Origin of the sequence: Mesorhizobium sp. ISC25 (genome assembly GCF_042295465.1) — a bacterium.
Classification (GTDB): Bacteria; Pseudomonadota; Alphaproteobacteria; order Rhizobiales; family Rhizobiaceae; genus Mesorhizobium.
On sequence record NZ_CP135441.1, the window covers coordinates 6,407,581 to 6,423,333 of the forward strand.

At 58.2% G+C, this 15,753-nt stretch carries 13 protein-coding genes; 7 read left to right on the forward strand and 6 right to left on the reverse strand.

The features are described from left to right. Nucleotide 1: 1 nt before the first annotated feature. The 4 genes from RQ479_RS31585 to RQ479_RS31600 all read right to left on the reverse strand — a co-directional run bounded on the left by RQ479_RS31585 (nt 2) and on the right by RQ479_RS31600 (nt 4,814). Nucleotides 2–1,045 carry a glycosyltransferase family 2 protein gene (locus RQ479_RS31585; protein ID WP_352467090.1) on the reverse strand — a complete coding sequence of 348 codons (1,044 nt, stop codon included), beginning with the start codon at nt 1,043–1,045 and terminating at the stop codon, nt 2–4. Continuing rightward, nucleotides 1,042–2,292, reverse strand: coding sequence for a lipopolysaccharide biosynthesis protein (locus RQ479_RS31590; RefSeq protein ID WP_352467091.1), 1,251 nt, complete (start codon nt 2,290–2,292; stop codon nt 1,042–1,044). Before RQ479_RS31590 ends, RQ479_RS31585 begins: the two co-directional genes overlap by 4 nt. 446 nt (nt 2,293–2,738) lie before the next feature. Beyond that, entirely contained in the window at nt 2,739–3,821 is a 1,083-nt protein-coding gene (locus RQ479_RS31595) for an NAD-dependent epimerase (protein WP_352467146.1), read from the reverse strand. Between the two features lie 279 nt (nt 3,822–4,100). Further along, nucleotides 4,101–4,814 carry a helix-turn-helix transcriptional regulator gene (locus RQ479_RS31600; RefSeq protein ID WP_376703600.1) on the reverse strand — a complete coding sequence of 238 codons (714 nt, stop codon included), beginning with the start codon at nt 4,812–4,814 and terminating at the stop codon, nt 4,101–4,103. A gap of 287 nt (nt 4,815–5,101) precedes the next feature. On the opposite strand from RQ479_RS31600, the gene RQ479_RS31605 reads away from it, so the two are divergent. Then, nucleotides 5,102–6,841 carry a sensor histidine kinase gene (locus RQ479_RS31605; protein ID WP_376703601.1) on the forward strand — a complete coding sequence of 580 codons (1,740 nt, stop codon included), beginning with the start codon at nt 5,102–5,104 and terminating at the stop codon, nt 6,839–6,841. A gap of 181 nt (nt 6,842–7,022) precedes the next feature. Here RQ479_RS31605 and RQ479_RS31610 read toward each other — a convergent pair whose 3' ends face one another. Then, on the reverse strand, nt 7,023–7,700 hold the full coding sequence (locus RQ479_RS31610; RefSeq protein WP_352467094.1) for a response regulator transcription factor: 678 nt from the start codon (nt 7,698–7,700) through the stop codon (nt 7,023–7,025). A gap of 512 nt (nt 7,701–8,212) precedes the next feature. Between RQ479_RS31610 and RQ479_RS31615 the strand changes: the two genes are divergently transcribed. From RQ479_RS31615 to RQ479_RS31640, 6 genes are all read left to right on the forward strand, one after another. Next, nucleotides 8,213–8,935 carry a sugar phosphate nucleotidyltransferase gene (locus RQ479_RS31615; RefSeq protein WP_023675619.1) on the forward strand — a complete coding sequence of 241 codons (723 nt, stop codon included), beginning with the start codon at nt 8,213–8,215 and terminating at the stop codon, nt 8,933–8,935. A 46-nt stretch (nt 8,936–8,981) separates the two neighbouring features. Further along, nucleotides 8,982–10,118, forward strand: coding sequence for a DegT/DnrJ/EryC1/StrS family aminotransferase (locus tag RQ479_RS31620; protein WP_376703602.1), 1,137 nt, complete (start codon nt 8,982–8,984; stop codon nt 10,116–10,118). Next, nucleotides 10,115–10,789 (forward strand): sugar transferase, encoded by a 675-nt coding sequence (locus tag RQ479_RS31625; RefSeq protein WP_376703603.1) that lies wholly within the window; start codon nt 10,115–10,117, stop codon nt 10,787–10,789. Before RQ479_RS31620 ends, RQ479_RS31625 begins: the two co-directional genes overlap by 4 nt. Nucleotides 10,790–10,863: 74 nt before the next feature. Next, nucleotides 10,864–11,868, forward strand: coding sequence for an SDR family NAD(P)-dependent oxidoreductase (locus RQ479_RS31630; RefSeq protein ID WP_352718011.1), 1,005 nt, complete (start codon nt 10,864–10,866; stop codon nt 11,866–11,868). After that, nucleotides 11,865–13,139, forward strand: a complete 1,275-nt coding sequence (locus RQ479_RS31635) for a hypothetical protein (protein ID WP_376703604.1) — start codon at nt 11,865–11,867, stop codon at nt 13,137–13,139. Before RQ479_RS31630 ends, RQ479_RS31635 begins: the two co-directional genes overlap by 4 nt. Then, entirely contained in the window at nt 13,126–14,388 is a 1,263-nt protein-coding gene (locus tag RQ479_RS31640) for a polysaccharide biosynthesis/export family protein (RefSeq protein WP_376703605.1), read from the forward strand. Before RQ479_RS31635 ends, RQ479_RS31640 begins: the two co-directional genes overlap by 14 nt. 39 nt (nt 14,389–14,427) lie before the next feature. Here the strand turns inward: RQ479_RS31640 and RQ479_RS31645 are convergent, their stop codons facing one another. Beyond that, nucleotides 14,428–15,726, reverse strand: a complete 1,299-nt coding sequence (locus RQ479_RS31645; protein WP_376703606.1) for an HlyD family type I secretion periplasmic adaptor subunit — start codon at nt 15,724–15,726, stop codon at nt 14,428–14,430. Between the last annotated feature and the right edge of the window lie 27 nt (nt 15,727–15,753).

Sequence of the window (15,753 nt, forward strand, 5' to 3'; positions counted from 1 at the left end):
GCTAAATTCGTCTCCGGCTACGCAACCGGCCCAGTCTCGGGCGGATCGCGAACACGTAGGTAAGAATGTGCTGGCTCGCAATTTTCATAACTGATGGGCGAAGAATTTGGATAGCATCTTGGATCGTCGCTCGCCAGGACTGCTGGTGGAATCTGCTAGGAATACGAGCAACCCGCAGCGCCCGTAACAAAGTCTCGGGGCGAGGGAGGTGTTTACGATCCTGAATTAGATTCCAGTTAAGCTCTTTGACAGCAAGAGTTACTTGATCAACTTCATCGAAGCTCTTGGTTGTAGTGATGCTCGGGTGATTCGTCGCGTCGTAGAAGATCAAGCCGTCATTTATCGCGACCATGTCTCCGTGGCATGCCAGGTCGACAAAGAACAGCTGGTCGACTCCGGCCGGGATTGAATTGTGTGCGCGCATCAGGCAACCCGCGTGAATGACGTCGCGGTTGATCAACAGCGTCGACGGGATGATCCCAAGGCTCCGCGTCGTACGGACCAGATAGAGGTCCGTTAGGCATTGCTGGCTCGAGTAGACGGAGATCCGTTGTCGCCCTTGCGGTGGCAATCGGAATTTCATCCGATCGTCCTCGATTATGTTCGCGGCACAGGTCATGAATGCAGCCGAGGGATGCTTGGTTGAAACCTCGGCAAAGGTCTTGAGTGCGCCTGGGGCCAGCCAGTCATCGTCATGGAGCAGCTTGATCCATTTTCCGACGCAAGCGAGCATGGCGTTGTTGGTATTCTCGACCTGACCCCGGCCACGGCCGTTCTCGACAATTCGGATGCGAGGCTCGGTCCGTGCATACTCGGCCACGATTGCCCAGGTCGCTCCCTCTCGGCCCTCGTCGTCGCTGACGACCAGCTCCCAACTGGCAAAATCTTGACTCAGAATGCTATCCATCGCCCGGCGGATCGTGTCCGGTCGGCGAAAGGTTGGGATGGCAACTGAAATGAAAGGGCGCAGTCGCGAAGCATCAGCGCGATGATGTTGGTCAACCACATCGGTCGTCAGAAGCTGATCAAGCTGCGATTGCTTCATGGTGTTTTTCCCTCGAGATGATGACTCTGCTTTGGTATGGCGGCTCCCACTGGTTCGACGTCGTGGCGGAGAAGATACAGAGAGGCCGCCGTTTTCAGTGCAAACCCGACGGCGCCCCCGGCCGCCATCAGATAAATGACTTTGAGTGGTTCCCAACCTGCCTCAGCACCGGCGAGTAGCGGGCCAAATACAAGCGCCGTCCGCGCGCCGTCGACGAGAAGTCGTACCTCTTGCCGCCGCAGAAGAGCTGGGACATCTTGAAGCGGTGTCGACAACGCCTGCGTAGCACCCATGAACGCCAGCGCGGTCATAATGTCTGCGGCGGGGACCCAGGGCGCGCCCAGGAGGGGAACGACGATATATGGCGCGGCTAGGCCAAGCGCTAATATTGGCAATGCAGTGAGGCCGGCTGAAAGCATCAAGAGGCCGTGCGCGGTGCCGAGCAAATGGGCGCGACTGCTGGTTTTGTTCGCCTCAGATACAAAAACATTGCTAAGCGGGTTGGCGATCAGCGTGACGGGTGCGGTCACCAGCCGTGACGCAACTCCCAGGTAACCGGCAAAAGCGGCGCCAAACAGCGAACCAACGAGTATTGCGGGAAGATTAATGATGGCGAAACTCGCTAGGGCCGAGGGAATGTCGAACAACGGAAACTTGTATTCTCGCCTGGCGACGGCAAAGACGGTCCGCCACGGCGCTCGGGCGATGCCGCCTATGTCCTTCCTGCTCAGAATCCGAGAGCCGAGGATTCCGATAAAGATGAATTGGCTCAGGATATGAGCATGCACCATCGCCTCACCTCCGAAATGGGCGAGCCCAAAAGTTAGTTGCAGCAGGGCCATGGTCACCGGCAAAATCAGGCGGCCGAGGGCGAAGTCGCGTAGCAGGCCTACGCGCAGACTCCAGCAGTTCATTGCTTCGACGAGACCGGCGCCCCCCATCCCAAGTGGAACAAGCCAGGCGAGGTGGCCAACCCGCGCTGGAGCGATGCTCGCCCACAGCAGTCCTGCCGCAAAGGCTAGGACACTCGTTACCGAGACAGCCAGGAGAATGAGCTTAACAGTCACGTATGCCTGCGCACTGTCCTTGACCCCATAAAGGGAGGCCTCGAAACGCAGTGCTGCGATCGCACCGAGGATGTTTACGATCGACAGGTAAATCGTGAAGATCCCGAAATCTGCCGGGGAATAGAGCCGGGCCAAAACGGGAATAGCGGCGACGAGGGTCAGCTGGCCGGCAATCGCCATGGCCGAAACGCCTCCTGCCGCGCGAAGAATACCGCCGATCGGGCTTGGAGGAACACGAGTGATTATTTTCTCGACCGTAGGAACCGTCCTGGATCTCAGAAAGTAGCTTTGGGACATGAGCTCGCGATTCCGAGGAGGCAAAATGCGGTTGAGCAGAGCTTACGATGGGGCCCGAACGTCACCATCATCCATCTGAATGACATTGTTCGGCAGAACGCGGATGAGGCGAATTCTTTGTGCTCCGTGCCAAGTACAACTGCAGTCTCTGAATTGAGATCGCTCATTGGAATTGCCCGCGATGAGCCGATTCTGCGAGGATCGCGCGGGCATCGATGACCGGAAATGTCGTCGTTACGCTATGCGGCATCAGCTTGATCTTTTGACCAGACCAGCAGCCGCGACCAGGATAGCGGACGCGTGGATCCGTCGCTCCGATAAGGCGCGGATTACACGGTGGCCTCTACATGCATCAACGTTTGTTGCCATATGCTGGCCGCGGCATCTGTTCCATGAAAGTCCCGGTACCATTCGACAAAGCGTTGCACTCCGTCCTCAAGCCGTGTCGTCGGGACGAAGCCGACGGCCTTGCGAAGATCGCTGACGTCGGCGCGTGTCTCCAGAACGTCGCCAGGCGGCAACGGCACATCCACGCGAAGCGCCCGGCTGCCAAGGGCGGTCTCGATGATCGAAATCAGCCGGTTGATCTCCTCGGGCCGGTCGTTGCCGATATTGTAGACGCGATACGGCGCGGAACTTGTAGCAGGGTCGGCGGTGCAAGGGTCCCAATGCGGATCGGGCCGCGGCGGTGCAGCAAGTGCTCGAACCACGCCCTCAGCGATATCGTCGATATAGGTGAAGTCTCGCCACACGCGGCCGGCATTGGCTACTTCGATTGGGTTCCCCTCGATAATCGCACGCGTGAACATGTAGACCGCCATGTCGGGCCTGCCCCAGGGGCCATAAACGGTGAAGAAGCGCAGTCCGGTCACGGGCAAGCCGAACAAGTGACTGTATGAATGCGCCATGAATTCGTTTGAACGCTTGGTTGCGGCGTACAGACTGACAGGATGATCGGCGCCGTGATGCTCGGAAAACGGTATGGTTCGATTTGAGCCGTAGACGGAGCTCGAGGAGGCGTAGACGAGGTGACTAACACCGAAGTGCCGGCAGCCCTCAAGGACGTTGAGAAACGCCACTATGTTCGATTGCACATAGGCATGCGGGTCAACTAGTGAATGTCGCACGCCGGCCTGAGCCGCGAGATGCACAAAGTTTGAAGGTCGAACTTCTGAAAACAGCAACTGGACGCGCGCCGCATCCGCCAGATCAATTCGCATCGGAGTGAAGCCGGACTCGGCACAGAGGCGCGCAAACCGCGCTTCCTTGAGTCGTGGATCGTAGTAGGGGGTGAAATTGTCGACGCCGATGACTTCGACACCCATACGCAAAAGCCGCAAGGCGACGTGGAAACCAATGAAGCCTGCCGCGCCGGTGACGACGATCGGTCCGGTCCGTGCAAGTCTCTTCACCGCGCGGTCCGAACGCGATCGAGCGATTTCCACCTTCTCCGCTGCGGCAAGAACAGACTCGCTGCATAGATCGTTGTCCAACTTGTCGCCTTTCGAATCCGTTCGACAGTACCGAATTGCCGGTCCGGGATTGCGGCTTCCGATATTTACGCCGGCGCATCGAACCTGGTGGAGTGCGCAATGCGGTGCACGACCTGCCAAGTCATGACACTCCAACTTGCGCCAACCAAATCCCGGGCGGATGCCGACGTCCGGCGATTGTGTCCAAGTGACCGGCCCTTATGGCAGGACCGAAATACGCCCAAGAAGGGCCACCAGTTCCGCCTGGCGTTTTGTTTCGGTCTTGGCGAACAGCGAGGCAAGCTGGGAACGGATCGTGGTGCGGCTGAGACGCCAGCTGCGAGCGATCTCCAAAGGTGCGTCGCCCTGAGCCAAGCGCAAGGCGAGGTGCGTTTCTGCGCTCGTCAAGCCAAACATTCTTTGCAACGTGCGAGGATTTGGCCCAGATCTGTTGTCCCGATCCAGCAACGCCACAATGCTCGTTCCGTCGGGAGCGATAACGCCGTTCTCGTTCAGTATCACCGGCCGGTCGCCCCTGCTGCGGATCACGACCCAGGACAACGAGCCCGGCAGGAATTGGCCCGCCGGAACATTCGCGATCAGCCGCCTCAGGGCGGCCGTAAGTCCGCTCGCCGTGTCGGCCGCTTCGCCCTGGCGCTCAAGCGTGGTTTGGGCGGCTGCGTTCCACTCGACTACTTTTCTTTCGCGATTCAGCACGAGATAGCCACAGCCAATGCGATCAAGCACGCCGGTTATGGATTCCAGACTGCGGCCTTTTGGTTCCCCGAGCCTTGCGTCCAATGGATCCGATGCACGATCGGGAAGGTGACCAGAAGAGGGTCGCGTATTCCGCGCCTCAAAATCATACTTGGTCCTCGTAGCAATGTACCGATTGCTCGAAGAAGCATCGACCTGTCTATCGATCAGATTCATTTTCTACCCCTAACCCAAAAGTTTCACACGCCCGAAATAAGTAATCGGGATTCAGACAGTCTTCTATGTTTAGCTGGATTCTAGTCTTCTATGCGCTGACGGATGATATGTGCATCACCACCTTGAAAACTTAGTATGATCTGACAGTTCTAAGGCAGCTCTTAGGCCCCGCTGCATCCGATAAAATGCGCGCTATGATAGCGGTATGGCAATCCGGCAGTGGTACTAAGCTGTACGTTTTTTGCTCTAGTCTCGACGGGCTAGTCAGAAGGTTGTAGTCTGTGTCCATGAGCTCGCAGTCGCGCAGGTCGAATTCGAACCCGTCAGGCAGATTGCTAACTCATATTGCCTCTGCATCGGTATTAGCTGCCACACTGATATTTGAAATAAAATCGTCGGGCTATATTGGGCAAGGCGCCAGTTTTCTGGAATTTGTTCCGGCTATTATTATTATCGCCTATCTCGAAGATCGCGTACCTGCGCTCGCTGCGACCATTCTGATGGTGGCTGTCGGCCTGTGGGCACGAGGACACGATCAGATCTCAAATGGAGATTGGGCACGCGCAATCCTGCTTCTGGTTTCGGGCGGGGTGATTGCCATGACGTTCCATCGCCTTCGGCAGGACTTGCGTGAGTTGCTGGAAGTCGCCGAGGCCAGGCTCGCTGCCGTCGAAGCGACCGAAAGCCGCTATCGTTGGGCCTTCGAACGTGCTGCCATGGGATTCGCGAACACCAACGAGAAAGGCGAGTTGCTGCAGTCCAACAAACGCCTTTGTGAGATGACCGGGTACAAGGAGGAGGAGCTTGCCCTATTGCAGCTCGATACGCTCGCCCATCCGAACGACCGGCACACCTTGGCGCAATTGCTGGCGAGGCTGGGCAATGACATTTCTTCGTTCGTTTCGGAGGTGCGTCTGTCACGAAAGGACGGTACGGCATTCTGGGCTCGTCTAACGCTTTCTTCGTCCGTGCCCGAGGGGGTTCTTTCGGAGAGTATCTTCGTGGTGGTCGATGATATTTCGGACCGACGAGCTGCTCACGAAGCGCTTCGGGCTCAGAAGGAATGGCTCGACCTCGCCCTGTCTGCTGGACGCTTGGCCACGTGGCGGATCGACCTTAAAGACGGGACAGTCACGGGCTCCGACACGTTCTGGGACATTCTCGGCCTGGCCCACGCCAATCGCCGCCGTTTAGAGGAACTATCAGCTGTCGTTCATCCGGCGGACTGGCCAAAGCTGGCGGCATCGAGAAAGTCCGCACCATCGGTCACGGATTACGATGTTGAGATACGCGTCCGCCGACCGGACGGACATATCCGCTGGGTTGCCCTGCGCGGAAGGGAGGAAAGACATGACGATGGTGGACAGCGGCTTGGAGTGGCTGCCGACCTGAGCGAGAGACGACAAACCATGCTGCTGCGCGCCGCGGCAAAGAAGCGGGAGCGTATCATGCTCGAACAGCGTCATAGATTCGGCAATGTTTTCGCGGTGATCACGGCGCTCGTGAAGATGGTCGATGTTCCCGGAAACAACGTCGCCAAATACAAGGAAATGCTGATCGACCGGATACGCGCGCTCGAGGCAACCCATCTGCTCCTTTCACGCAACGGCAGCGTATCGGGCGCGATAAACGATCTCGTTGCGCAAGAGTTGCACCCTTATATGGGAACACGCGCCATATCGGTCGGCGGTCCTTCCGTGGCGATGTCGGGAGGCGCCGCCGAGAGTTTTGCAATGATCGTTCACGAGCTTGCCACCAATTCCATGAAATATGGAGCGCTTGGCGATCCAAAAGGCCGAATCGACGTAAGCTGGACGTTCGCACCTGAAGACACAGGCAGTGATATTGTGTTCGAGTGGGTGGAATCAGGGCGGCGCCGGACCTCAAGCGTAGTCCGTCATGGCTTCGGTTCCATGATAATCGGAGTGGATGGATCGCCGCTTGTCGGTCACTCTCCCAAGCTGGAGATATCGGACCAAGGGTTGCGGTATTCGCTGCGGCTGTCACGCAAGGAAATCGGTTCGTAGTGCAGTGCTCCAATCGGAAAGCAGATATCAAAAGGCGGGTCGCTGAGCGGCCTTTGTGATGCGCAGGGTTCCTTCCAAGAATGTCGTTGGCCCAAAGCTGCGCCGCGGCATTGGGATATGCAGTAATATGCATGAGGAGTCTTGGGACGCCGTTTGCACGTCCAAAAGGACGCGCGGCGTTCTAGCTGGCATGTCTCGAAAGCCAAGTCTTCAGCATAACGGCAGCCTCGGTCCGATTGCGTACCCCCAACTCACGCAGAACCGCAGCAGCGTGGATTTTCGTGGTCGCCTCCGCGATTTCCAGATCGCGCGCAATTTCCTTGTTCGAATAGCCTTCCGCCATCAGCTTGAGGACTTCCTTTTGCCTCGAGGTCAGCCTGCCAAGGTTGACGCCAGCGGTACGCCTCTGTGGGCTTTTGTCGTCGGAATGGGTATGCGCGTGGGTTGTTTGCGTTGCACCCGAGCGTGACAGAAGTGCAGGAACATAGATGCGGCCGGAGAGGATTTCGTTGACGGCCAAAACAACCTCTTCGTCCGTCTGGGACTTTACGATGTAGCCGTGAAGCCCGATCGACAGAGCCGTGAGTATTTCCGAGCGCGAATCGTTTCCCGAAACGATCGCAAATCGCGTGTCCGGATAGGCAGACAGAATCCCGCCGAGCACTTCTTGATTGAACAGGCCCGGCATATTCAGGTCCAGGATCGCAAGATCCACGAACGATTGCTCTGCCAGCAAACTGAGCACCGCGTCGAAACAAGACGCTTCAAATATCTCCACACCTGGAATGCCTGCGGTCAGTGCCAATCGCAAGCCGCGACGATACAAGCCGTGATCGTCGGCGATGACGATTCGATACATTGAACTACCCCAACGCCTATCTGAATGGATTGAACGGTGATGGCCTGAAAGTCGTGGCCATCCACTCGTCGATTCATCCAGCCGACGCTGCGGCACCCCGAACACCACAAACGCCAGATTTCTAATATAATCTTAAATGACGGGAAACGCTCCTCTTTTTTTTGCCCCTTATGAGCGAAACCCGCCGAACGTCATCGAACATACGTTCTGACCTTTTGGATAGCTGACAGACCGGTCGGTCGTTCAGCACTGCTATAGGTCTAAAGACATAGAACAGCAAAACGGCTGAATTGTTACCATTCGAATGCACGACGACATCCACCCTGACGGCCACATACCATCCAGATGCAATGTCCGGATCAGGGGACAGTGGGGAAATCTCACCGGTCTTCTACGGGAAATCTCACCGGTTCTTCTGAGGGGACAAGAACGCGTTTCCCGGGTGCTGACCAGGGCAGGATAGCCGGCCCGTGACGACAGCGTTCAGGCCGAATGAACAAGGGAGGACCAGGATGAAAGCGGTTATTCAATGTGGAGGAATGGGAACACGCCTCCGCCCCTTCACTTCGGTCTTGCCGAAGCCGCTCATGCCGATCGGCGCACGGCCGGTTCTCGAGATGCTTCTGAAATGGTTGCGACGCAACGGTATTCAGGAAGTCTATATTACAACCGGGTATCTCGGCCACTTGATCCGCACCGTGTGTGGAGATGGCTCGCAGTGGAACCTGAAAATTCGATATACGCAGGAGATGGAGCCGCTTGGCACCATCGGGCCGCTGTCTTTGATCAGGGATGAACTGACGGAGCCATTCATCGTTCTCAATGGCGATGTCCTTACGGATCTAAGCCTCAGTCGATTTGTAGCAGCGCACCGTAAGCACACCGATCCAGTGACGATCGCAACAGCCTGTCGCCTGATCAAGATGGATTTCGGCGTCATCGACGAAGTCGACAATACCGTGCAGGTCTTTCGCGAAAAGCCGACGCTCTCGCATTTGGTCAGCATGGGAATTTACTGCATGAACCCGGACGTTCTGCAGTTTATCCCATCCGGCATACCCTTTGGGTTCGACGACCTGATGCTGCAGATGATGCAGAACGGCACGACCGTGCACGTGTACAAGCATGAGGGTCTCTGGCTCGATATCGGGCGCGTCGACGACTTTCAGAACGCACAGACCATTTCCTGGGAAGACCAGTCGGCGTCGATCGAGGTCACTGCGACGGCTGCATGACGAAATCACGAGCCCGGTCCCACAGTTATCAGTCTAGGAGGTTGTGATGCTCTTGGTCAGTGCCCCGATCTTGGGTGTGCCGGAGAAGACTGCTTTGACCAAGGTCATCGACAGCGGCTGGCTGACCATGGGGGAGCAGGTACGAGCCTTCGAACAAGCTTTTGCCGACGTGCATGGCGCGGAGGATTGCGTCGCGGTCAGCTCTTGTACCGCAGCACTTCATCTCATTTTGCACGCACTTGGTATCGGACCGGGCGACGAGGTGCTGGTGCCATCCTTGACTTTCGTGGCGACCGCGAATGCGGTCCTCTATGTCGGTGCGACGCCGGTCTTCGTCGACATCGAGTCAGCCGACGTGCCGCTGATGTCGATCGTGGAAGCCGAAGCGAAATGCACGACCCGCACCAAGGCAATCATTCTCGTCCATTTCGCCGGCTACCTCGCCGATCGGGAACAATGGCAGAGGTTCGCCCGTGCCCGGGGGCTGCATATCGTCGAGGACGCGGCGCATGCGCCGGGCTTGAAGGAGGTGGGGACATTTGGTGCCGCGGCCGCCTTCAGCTTCTACGGCAACAAGAACATGACCACGGCGGAAGGCGGGGCTGTGATCGCCAGGGATGCCGGTCTGCTCGAGACAATCCGCCAGGCGCGTGGACATGGGATGACCACCGGGACACGTCAAAGGCTGAACAGCCGCACCCCTCAGTATGATGTCACCATGCTCGGATTCAACTATCGCATGGATGAATTGCGGGCTGCGATCGGACTGGTCCAGCTGCAAAATTTGCAGGAGTGGAATGAGATCAGGCGTATCCTGGTCATGCTGTATCGCCGTCTCATAGCCAAGCATTGCCCGGCCGTGACCATCCCGTTCCACGAGCCGCGGACGTCGGCCTACCACATCATGCCTATCCTTTTGCCACGCTACGCCGACAGGCAAGACGTCATCGACGCACTGCGCGCGCAAGGGATACAAACCACTATCCACTACCCGCCGGTGCACCAGATGACGCTCTATCGTGAGCTTATTCCCGGTACTCATTTACCGCGCACTGAAGATTTCGCGCAGCGCGAGCTGACGGTACCGCTGCATCCGCAGGTCACAGCACCTTTGGTCGAAACGGTGGTTGTCGCTCTTGCCGCAGCGGTTAACAGTAGCGCCCAGACAGGAACAGCCGCATGAATGCCCTGGACCTAGCCATTCACCGGCCTAACGTCTCGAGCGCCGCCCATGGGTCTGTGAGACGAGCAATTGATCTCGTCGTTGCTGCGGCCGCGGCGATCGTCTTCGCTCCGCTGATGCTGCTGATTGCCGTGGCGCTGCTGCTGGAAGGTGGTCGGCCCATCTTCTTTACGCAGACCCGCGTCGGGGCCGGTGCTCGCCCATTCCGCATGTACAAGTTCCGCAAGTTCAGCGTGCAATGCGATCCCGGTGGCTTGGCGCTGACCATGGCCTATGACAGCCGCATGACGCCGGTAGGACGGTTCCTCGCCGCCACCAAGTTCGACGAGCTGCCGCAGCTTTGGAACGTCTTCAGAGGCGAGATGGCAATCGTCGGGCCCCGCCCGGAGAGCCTTGTCTTCGCCGATTGTTTTCGCGGGAGCTTCGAGGGTATTTTACAATACAAGCCAGGCTTGCTGGGTCCAGCCCAGGTCCTCTTCCGGAATGAAGCGCATTTTTATCCGGGATCCGTGGACCCGCTACTGTTCTACCGCGAGGTTCTGTTTCCTGCGAAAGCCAGGCTCGACCTTTCCTATTATCCGCAGCGCACAATCGTCTCCGATGTCGTGTGGATGGTGCGCGGGCTGCTGGCGGTACTTGGCATCGTTTCGCCGCCGCCGATCGGAACTTGAGAGCAGGCGGGACATCCGCGCTCTCGTGGATTTGCAAAGTCAGTGCCTCACGTCATAGGGGGAACGCTTGGGTCATGGCATACAAGGGCAGGAAAGTTCTGGTTACGGGTGCCGATGGGTTCATCGGTTCGCATCTCACCGAAGCACTCGTCCGTAGCGGTGCCGACGTCACGGCGGTGGCTCTCTATAATTCGTTCGACAGCCACGGCTGGCTGGACGATTTACCGGACACCATACGAAGCCAACTGAACCTCATCCGAGGCGATGTTCGCGACAGCGCGTTCCTTAATCGGATCGTGCGTGGCCAGGCGGTCGTGTTTCATCTCGCCGCACTGATCGCTATCCCGTATTCGTATGCCGCCGCCCAGTCCTATGTGGAAACCAACATCCTGGGCACGGTCAACGTCCTCGAAGCGGCGCGTCAATGGGAGACTGAGCGTGTGGTGCACACCTCGACAAGCGAGGTTTATGGCACCGCGCTGACAATGCCTATCAGCGAATCCCACCCGTTGCAGGGACAATCACCATATTCGGCATCCAAGATCGGTGCGGACATGATGGCGGAGTCCTACGCCCGATCGTTCGACATCCCCGTGGTTATCATGCGGCCCTTCAATACGTACGGCCCACGCCAAAGTGAGCGGGCCATCGTACCGACCATCATACGTCAGGCTCTCGACAAAAAATGCCCGGCGATCATGGTGGGAGACACAAGCCCGATCCGCGATCTTACTTTCGTGGAAGACACTGCGGCGGCGTTTTTGACCGCAGGTTCGGCCGAGCTCGAATTTGGCCATGCCTACAATGCCGGAAGCCAGCGCGCTGTGACGATCTCGGACGTATTGGATCTGGTGATCGAGTTGAGTGGCTGCAAGAAACCGATTCACCGCGACGAGCGCCGCCTGCGGCCGCAGAATTCCGAGGTGCGTGCCTTGCTGGCCGATTCTTCGCTCCTCGAAAGCAAGACTGGATGGCGCGCCCAGACCAGCCTGCGCGAAGGCTTGGAGCGGACCATCGGATGGTGGCAAGGGCGCCTCAGCGAAGGCCGAGTGCGACACGAAATGGGCTACATGACATGACCTTTCGCCCGCGTGGGTTGGCTCCACTATTGATTGCGGCTGCCTTGTCGTTGGATTTGTCCACGGCCGGCGGCCGGCAAGACAGCGCGCCGACACAGTTTGTCGCGCCAGTGATGATGGATCTGCCCGATTATCTCCAACCCGCGACGGATCCAGCCTTCGGGACAATTTTCATGCGCATTACCAAGCCTGGCGCTCTTGGCAATGGCGTCGTATGCGAGAAAAAATTTTGCAGCCACCGTTATTCCAGCTCCCAAGCGTGGAATTCAGACCAGAGTCTCCTCGTCATCACCAACGGCTGCAACGGCATGTGCTTTTTCGACGGGCAGACCTATGTCCCGCTTTTCCGTCGCGCTCGATCGGCTGAATGCGAATGGCATCCGCAAAATGCCGATCTGATGATTTGCGTTCAGGACCGGAAAATTTCGACCTGGGCGCCGCGGACCAATCGCGAAGACGTGCTGTTCGTGTCGCCGAATTACCATGATCTTCAGTTCGGGCCGTCCAAAGGCAATCCCAGCCGTAACGGCGATCGTATAGCAGTGCGCGCAATCCGTGGCGATGGTGCGATGGTTGCCTTTGCCTATGATCTCAAGCAGCGCCGGAAATTTCCGGACATCGATCTTGCCCAGCTTGCCGGAACCGTCAGCGCCTGCTCGATCTCCCCGCTCGGAGCGAACATCCTGTGCTTTCAGAACGTGAAGGAAGACACAGAACAGCGAGCTGTTTTCTCCGTCGACGGGACGTTGCGGCAGAGTTGGACGGACCATCATCGGCCCGGCCATGGCGATATGACGGTCGATGAAGACGGCAGCGAAGTTTTCGTGGGCATCAGCAAATCCGACCCTGACAAATATCACGTCATCAAAAGGAGACTGGTCGACGGGAAGGTCACCTCGCTTATGAAGTTTGGCGAAGCCGAGCATGCGTCCGTGCGGGCACTGGACAGGAGCGGCTGGGTGTTCGTGAGCTATGGCGGCAATCCCGATGAGATCTCTGCCAATCCCGACTGGGCGCCATATGCGCGAGAGGTGATCGCGCTGCGCCTCGATGGCAGCGGTGAGGTTCGACGGGTCACGCAAACCCACAACGTCCCGTCCGACTATTGGAGCGAAACCCATGCCTCGCCGTCACCCGACGGCTCTCAGGTAATCTGGTCGAGCAACTGGGGCGTGCCTGGCGGGCCGGTCTACGAATTCATCACCCGTCTCGATTGGCCGGAAGAGCCGCGGTCGAACCAGAAGGAGATTGCCGCCAATGGTCCTCGTTAATCGAATCCTTCTTGTCGCGCTCGGTATGCTGGCTACCGTGGAAACGGCCGCTGCAGCGGAAGCGCGGGTTGCTTATCGACTTTCCGCCGGCGATACCGTCGAGATAGGAATTGCCTCCATCTCTGAGCGAACGCAACGTGCGGTGGTCCAGATGGACGGCACGATCGCGCTTCCCGAAGTCGGGATGGTTTCGGTGGGCGGCCTGACTCCGGCCGAATTGCAGACACGCATGCAGACGATCTTGCCAACCAAGATATTCCACCAGCGGCTGCCTGACGGGCGGGAGCAAATGATCGTCATCAAGCCGACAGACGTGACCGCCGTGGTTGCAGAGTACAGGCCGATCTATGTGACCGGCGACGTGCTTACTCCCGGACAGCAGGCCTACCGCCCGCTGATGACCGTGCGGCAGGCTATTGCCGTGTCAGGTGGTTTCAGCCTTTTGCGGTCCCGGGCAACCCAGGTTGGCCCCGATCCGGTGGATCTGCGGCGCGATTATGAGTCGCTTTGGGGGGAATACACGCGAGACTATTTTCACAGCGCCCGTCTCCGCGCCGAACTTCAGGGTAAGTCGACTTTCGACATGCAGCCACCACAAGGGTCGCCTTTGCCGGCAAGTTTTGCGTCGGCGATCGCGCAGGCCGAAGCAGAAGGGCTGAAGCTCTCGTTGGACAATTTCCAGAAAGAGCAGAGCTTTCTCGATAAAAGCGGCAAGGATGCTGCTGCACAAACCGAGACCTTGCTCGAGCGCGAGAAAGCCGAAGCGGATGGGGTGAAGGCGGACGAAGACGAGCTGGCGCGCGTAAGAAAAGCGTTTGAGTCGGGAAATCTAACCAATACCCGGCTCGCCGACGTCCGGCGCGCTTTGGTTCTCTCTTCCAGCCGGGCGCTCGAAACCTCGGTTGAACTTATGAGAGCACGACGTCAGCAGGACGATTTTGCCAGACAGCACGAACGCAATGACAACCAAAGAAGGATCAGTCTGCTGACCGAGCTGAAGGATACCAATGTGCGTCTTGCCGACGTCAGCGCAAGACTTCGCGCCGCCAGCCAGAAGTTGCAGCCCACGGGCGCGGCCGCCCTGCCGTTGCCGGTTGCCGGCGAAAGGATCCAGGCCGAGGTCACGATCGTTCGCAAAGTCGACGAAGAATGGCGGAAACAGCCGGCCCAAGAAGACACCGAGGTCATGCCGGGAGACACGATCGAGGTCAGGTTCAGCAGCGCTCTCGAAAACGCGGCGACGCGATAGACCGGGCCGCCGTACTGCCGGTTGAGTTTGGCAACCGCTTTACTGCCTGAAGGCTCTGGAAAACTGGTCGGTAAGGGGCTTCATCAAGTAGGACCAGACACTGCGCTCGTCGGTTCTTATGTGGACTTCGGCGGGCATGCCGGGTTTGAGTATTTTGTCTCCTGTCAGGCAGGTCGCTTCATTGTCGACGTCGATGCGCGCCGAAAAATAGGAAAGCTGGCGTTGCTGATCCTTGATCAGATCTGCTGAGACGCGGTTGACCGAGCCTTCGCAAGCAGGTGTGGTGCCGGCGTCGAACGCCGGAAAACGGATCGACACCTGCTGTCCGGGATGAATCTCATCGATACGCGACGGCGGAATGGAAGCGTCGACGACAAGGTTGTCGGAATCGGGCACAATCATCATGAGCACCTCTCCAGCGCCAATCACGCCGCCGACGGTGTGGACCGAGGATTCTTGTACCGTGCCCGATTGCGGGGCACGAATGTCTGTCCTGCCGAGTTCGTCTTCGGCCACCACCTTGCGCTCACTGAGCTCGGTCTGCTTGGCTTCCGTTTCGCGAAGTTCGTTGGTCACGTCGCTCCGCATTTGTTCGCCGAGCTGAAGCACCTGCAGGTCCGTTTCACTGATGTGAGCTTGTACCTCCGCTATCGCTGCGACAAGGCGTCCCGATTCGCCGCGAGTCCGGGTCTTCTCCAGGCTGACATTGCTCAACCTCTCCTTGGACACCAACTTCTTTGCGTAGAGAGATTCGACATCTGCAAGGTTCTTGGTCAGCAGATCCAGAGACTCGTCCGTCGCAGACTGCTGCGATTTGAGGCCATCGATCTGACGTTCCAGCTGCTTCGCGCGGCTTTGCAATTGTGCCTTCTGGCCAGCCAGCGCCGCAGCACGACTTTCAAACAAGGCACGCTCGCCACTGACAAGTGCCACCACTTGCGGGTCACCCATTTGAGCCCGAAGGTCGGGCGGGATCTGCATTTCCGGCAGACCCTGGCGCTCGGCCTCCAGTCGGGCCAGACGAATGGTGGCTCGATTGAGATCCTCGGTGATTATCTGCAGGTTTGCTCGGGTCAATGTGTTGTCCAGCCTGACCAACACGTCGCCGGCCTTCACATGATCGCCGTCCTGCGCGAAGATTCCGCCGATGGTGCCGCCGGTTTGATGCTGGACCTTTTTTATGTTGCTTTCGACGACCACAGTCGCAGGCGCAATCACCGCGCCGGCAATCTTGGTCAATCCCAACCAGAGCCCTCCGCCAAAGATCAACAGCAAGCTGGTTGCCAGGCCCAAGAGCAGATTGGCCCGGATGCCATCCGGATCTGGCTTCGTCTCCAACGAACGGCTCTCGCCACCGGCGGCGAC